This window comes from Oliverpabstia sp. (assembly GCF_022785585.1).
Lineage (GTDB): Bacteria > Bacillota > Clostridia > Lachnospirales > Lachnospiraceae > Oliverpabstia > Oliverpabstia intestinalis.
This window is the reverse complement of the sequence record NZ_JALFPR010000145.1, coordinates 1-5,864: the sequence shown is the minus strand read 5'-3', so window position 1 is coordinate 5,864 and position 5,864 is coordinate 1. Positions and strand designations below refer to the sequence as shown.

Genomic DNA, 5,864 nt, shown 5'->3' with positions numbered 1-5,864 from the left:
CTGTTGCTTCCTTCAATATTAAGCATTGTATTTGCTGATTTACCGTCTTTGACCATTTTCAGAATATAATACAGGACTTTATCCTGTCCTATATCTCCACTTGGCAACTTGGGCATTCCAAAAGCTTTTTGTTTCCATTCTCTGTTTTCCGGATATTCATTATTTTTCATTTGTTTTCCCCACTATATCACATACATTGGCAACCTGCGTAATGAACTTACACCTATTTCTTCATAAAACTTTCTTTACACTCCGCCCATTCCGTCATAATACTTCCGCAAATCTTCCCTCATCTGTCTCCGCACTCTTTCCCAGTCTTCCTCTTTCATTTGTCCAAACAGCGCATGGTTCATCGAAATCACGCTCAAATCTTTCGAATAATACAGAAATCTCTTTCTTTCAAATTTTTCAAATGGATTCGTAAGCATATTTCTCTGCACCGCTTTTCTGTCTTTCAGCATTTTTTCATCATACGGGCAGGTGCTTCGATCCACCTGGAGGCCTCTGGATAATCGGTCCTGATAAAAGGCAATATAATCATCCAGTACATCTTCTATTTTCGCATCTCCGATAGCATCTATATGTTTCACAATCGCCAGCAGGAACGGCATTTTATACGAAAGTGAGTAATCTCTTTCTTCCAGGAATTCAAAGAAATCTTCTTTGATTGTACTGTCGTTATGTTCTTTGATGTTTAATTCTTTCCGGTATTTTTCGACATCATCCGGACTGAACAGGTAAATGGATTTGTTGCCGAACCGGTATTCTACACTTGGCGCGATCTTTTTCTTTTTGATCCAGCTTGTCACGGTTCCGGTACTGACGAAATATTCTCTGGCAACCTGTTCCTGACTGAGATAATCGCCATATTTTTCCTCGAAAGAATTGATATCGACTTCCATAATGCGTTCAATTCTTTCTTTCAGCCCATCGATAACAACCATATCTCCGGGTGTATAATCTGTTTTTATAATATCTCCAAATGGCACATAATATGGATTGGCAAAGATCGTGTGCATATTACAGGCTTTGATCATTGCACCATACTCGTCCACCACATCGATAACGATAATATTTTTCTTTGTATCTGTTTTCCGCAGTCCTCTTCCAATCTGCTGCAGATAGAGCACTTTGGAGAGCGTAGGTCTTGCCATAACGAGAATTCCCAGTTCCGGATAGTCCCAGCCCTCGGAAATCATATTACAGGCACACAAAAACCGGATTTTCTTCTGCTTAAAATCTGTCATAACAGACGCAGGATTCTTTGTCTGTCTGGTGTAGCTGGCTGCAGTGATATTAGCTCTGTTGAGTAGTTTTGCCATCTCATTTGCATGGGCAACATTGACGCAAAAGATGACTCCCTGCCGTCTGGCAGCTTCTCCGTCTCCAAAATATTCCTGAAGGACATTGACAATCAGCTCATTTCTTGAAGTAACCCGTATTCTTTTTTCAAGATCTGCATTGATATAGTCTTTTCCGTTGAATCGGACTTTTGATAGATCAATATTTGTTTCGATCCTGTAAACATTTGCCCGGGCAACGATTCCTTTTTCCATGGCTTCTTTTAAGGATAACGAAGTGGAGTATGTTCCGAAAACTGTTTCCAGTTTTTTCTTATCCGGACGCTGATCCGTTGCGGTAAGTCCAACCGTAAAATCCGCCTCATAATACTGAATCACTCTTTTCAGCATCGGTGCAACCGCGTGATGTGCCTCATCCACTACGATATAATTGTAATAATCTGCTGGAAATTCCGTATAATGTCTGCACATATAGGCATAGGTTCTGATCTCAATTTTCTCTGCCAGTTCCGGTACGGATTCCTGTACTCTTTCCCTCCAGTCCGCAAGAATATTGATTCCCGGAACCAGTATCAGCCCTCTGAATCCCGGTTTTTCTTTTGCAAATTCGCGCAGGTCTTCCTCTACAATCCTGGATTTTCCGGATGCCGTTGGTAATACGATCAAAAATGCTTTGATACCTGCCATTCTACGTTTTTGTATTTCCTGTAAACTGATCGTCTGGTGTTCATATAATTCCACTTTTCTGTCGATTTTCAATCCGTCATCGACAAATGCTGTGGTATCTTTTCCGAAATATTGCTTGATATCATCTTCGATTCGATTTTGAAACGCACAATCTTCTTTTGAAAATCGGAACAGTTTGATTCCCCATAAAACACAGGTATTTTGTTTATTCAATTGTTTCCTGTATTTTTCTTCTCCGATAATCTGCGGATGATGAAAATTAAGTCCATTTTCTTCTACAGCGTATCTTTCGTTCTGTGTTCTGATAAAATAATCGAGAAAATAATTGTTTCCGTTTTCATCACTGATTCCATATTCGCGTGTCAGATATCTGAGCGCATTCATACCGTAGGCATTTGAAAAGCTATCCTCAAAATGGATCTCCAGAGGTGATGCATCCGCCTGTTCTGCCCGGTCCCCAACGGTTATCCTGTAATCTTCAGGTAATGTCATTTCATCGTTAGCAAGATAGCTGTCAACTTCAGACTGTATATAACCTAAGAAACGAAAAACTCTTTTAAACTGATGGATATAACTGTTCTGTTTGTCTGTAATAAGCATATAAGAAAAAACAGGCTCACCCGGGTTATGGTCACAAATATTTTCATCAATAATGACCATATCGATGCCATTATCATAAAATCTTGATATTCCACCATTCGGGTAGTTCACCTGTTCTCTCAAAGAAAAATCTGTATGTTGTATCAGAAAATTATCGCTATCTGCTGCTCTCACCATATTCTCTGTCTCCATTATTTTAAATCCGTATTAAAAATGATGCATTATTTTATATTATAGCATATAACAGGTAATGTTTCCAAAGTTTTTCGACATTTTATAGTGTATTTTGCTATTTTACTCGACATTTCTCGATAAATTTTTATTTATTTTCCCCAATTCATATTGTTTTCCAGATGTTTCTTTCCATAATCAAAATTGCTCCACTGGATCAATTATTGATATGCAATGCAATAAAACCGCTATTACCGTTCTTCCGGATAATAGCGGTTTATAGCAACCTGTTCTCTACTTTCGCTCCATCTCTTCTTCCACTCTCTCCAGCAAATGTCCAATCGCAAACATCACCGTCTCATAATGCATATACTCCAGAATGTTCCGGTCCACCAGCACCTGCAAACTCGCAGGGAATTCGTCATCGGATTCCCAGAATCTCAGTATAACGGGAAGAAACGAAAACAGTTCCAGCTGGTAAGCCACATCGCCTTTTTCCAGCCTGATCCCATGCAGCCGCTCGCAAGCTTTTGCCAGTTCTGCAGTCTTTCCATCGAATTTCTTTCCCGCATCCTTGAAAAAGTTACTGTCATTTGCCAGATTTCCTCCCCGCACCGTAGAAAGGCTGCCGATATGAACCCATTCATCGGCGGGATGACAGTATTCTTTGGAATTACACAGGACATCGTAGATTGTCATGGCTTCGTTGTAATTTGCATTTTCTTCCGTCTGGAATTCATCCACAGACCAGGTGATTCCTCCGGTGATGCGGTTAATCCGGTATTTTCTTCCTACAAAGAAAATATAGAGATACTTTTCATCATGCTCCAGAGCAAATTTCCGGACCATTTTTTTCTGATCGTATTCCAGGAAATGGGAGGACATACGGTCTTTCATCGTTTCATAGTTTGACATGTCGATTTTTCCTTTCTATGGATCATATATTATCCAAAATCTGGATTTTTTACTTGTTTTGGATAATATGTTATCTATAAAAATCATATCACATCAAATAAAATTTGCAATTTTAATTCCATCTTCAGCCACCGCGTTAATCACCAGTTTCTTATGAAGGAAAAGATTTTCGTTCATTGCTCGAACAACCAAAAACAGAGTATTTTCAAATTTTGTTGTATCTCAAAATCAAAAATACTCTGTTCCTCTTAAATTATATATTTCTTATCACTGTTATTATCTTTTACACAGCCTCCACAACCGCAGCCGGTGCCGCAAAGTTTCTGGCGGCTTCGCCTAATTTTACGAATCCCTGGTTATCCAGTGCTTCTTCTGCGATACTTACGCAGTTGTCGGCAGCTCGGTCCAGGTTGTAGAGGATGCCGGAGAAGCAGCCGGTCATCGCCGGATCGCATTTCTGATTCTTTACGCGGTTCAGATGAGCTTTGTTGAATTTCTTTTCTGCTTTATGCAGTTTCTTTTTATTTTTGAATACCAGTTCCGCTTCCTCTTCACTGCCCTCTTTTACGGCTGTCATAGCCCGGCGCAGCAGATCCAGAAGGACATTGATGCAATTTTCAATTTCCTTGCCGGCTTCCTCGGAAAAGCTCATGCCATCGCCCTGGATTTTTATCCAGATGCTGTCGATATCCTGACACCGGTCGGCGATACGTTCGATATTGTTGGTTACATACAGAAGTCCTGCTGTTTGTTCAGACTGAAGCTCTGTCAGATTACCGCTGGAAAACAATTTGGTGATATAGTCCGTGATTTCTTCCTGCAGGTGCTGGACGATATCCAGCTGATTTTTGAATTTTTCATATGCAGCTGAGGTCTTTTTCTGATTCAGAGAACCTTTCAGGCTGTTCAGCATATGTACGGCAAATCCTGTCAGATTTTCCAGTTCCTGAGATACCAGATACATAGCAGCCACCGGCTGATCAATTACCTTGTTATCCAGATATTTCGGTTCATAAACCACACCGGTATTCTTATCTCTTCCACGGATAATCGTGGTAACAATCTTCACCATGAGCGGGATCAGCGGCAGCCATACCAGTGTACAGACCACGTTGAATGTCGTATGTGCATTGGCAATCTGGCGGGAGATCACATCGATCTCATTTCCTTTTGGAGAGATATAACGTACAAATTGTGCAAACCACGGAATGATCCAGATAAATACGCAGGTACCCGTGATATTGAAAAAGCTGTGTGCAATTGCGGTACGTTTTGCATCTTTGGACTGTCCGATGGATGCCAGAAGTGCTGTGATCGTCGTACCGATATTATCTCCAAGCAAAATCGGAATCGCTCCTGTCAGTCCGATCACGCTGCTGACACCGTCCGGTCCTGCCTGAGAAGCAAAGCTCTGAAGGACTGCGATCGTTGCAGAGGAACTCTGTACCACCAGAGTCATCACCGCACCGAGGACAACACCCAGCACCGGAACAGAAGATACTTTTCCCATCAGATCTACAAAGATCGGGCTTCCTGCCAGTGGTTTCATAACGCTGCCCATGATCTCGATTCCTTCAAACAAAAGTCCGAAAGAAAAGATAACCATACCAATATTTTTAACCTTTTCTTTTTTCCCTAAGAAGTTCAGCATGAATCCGATGAAGATCAACGGATAAATGTAATCACTGATTTTGAATGCCATCAGCTGGGCAGTCATCGTCGTACCGATATTAGCACCAAAGATAACGGAAATCGCCTGTGGCAGACTCATCAGTCCGGCGCTTACAAAGCCGATGACCATAACGGTAGTTGCCGAACTGCTCTGTAACACAGCCGTAACCAGGGCTCCGGCCAACGCTCCCATGATCGGATTCTTCGTGAGAAATTCCAGAATCTTCTTCATCTTTTCTCCGGCTGCCTTTTGCAGCGCATCACTCATACTGTTCATTCCATAAAGGAACAGCGCCAACCCACCAATCAGCCCAAATACTACTTTTACATTTTCATTCATTTTGTGTTCTCCCTTTTCCGGCAGCTGTCTGCTGCTCGATTCTTGAAATCATCTGTAAAATCTCTGTTATGAATCTGTATAATTCATTTACGGTTTACAGTATAGTGGGAGAACGCATATGGCTCTATCATGGTATTGTATGATTTTCGTTAAATCTGTGTAAAGCTGGTAGTTAGTTC

At 41.2% G+C, this 5,864-nt stretch carries 3 protein-coding genes; all 3 read right to left on the bottom strand.

The features are described 5' to 3' along the window. Nucleotides 1-245 precede the first annotated feature (245 nt). Nucleotides 246-2,765, bottom strand: coding sequence for a DEAD/DEAH box helicase (locus MSA64_RS10165; RefSeq protein ID WP_287891513.1), 2,520 nt, complete (start codon nucleotides 2,763-2,765; stop codon nucleotides 246-248). Between the two features lie 288 nt (nucleotides 2,766-3,053). After that, nucleotides 3,054-3,674 carry a DUF3786 domain-containing protein gene (locus MSA64_RS10160; RefSeq protein WP_287891512.1) on the bottom strand — a complete coding sequence of 207 codons (621 nt, stop codon included), beginning with the start codon at nucleotides 3,672-3,674 and terminating at the stop codon, nucleotides 3,054-3,056. Between the two features lie 283 nt (nucleotides 3,675-3,957). Continuing rightward, complete coding sequence (locus MSA64_RS10155) at nucleotides 3,958-5,685, bottom strand: Na/Pi cotransporter family protein (protein WP_287891511.1); 1,728 nt, start codon at nucleotides 5,683-5,685, stop codon at nucleotides 3,958-3,960. Nucleotides 5,686-5,864: the final 179 nt, after the last annotated feature.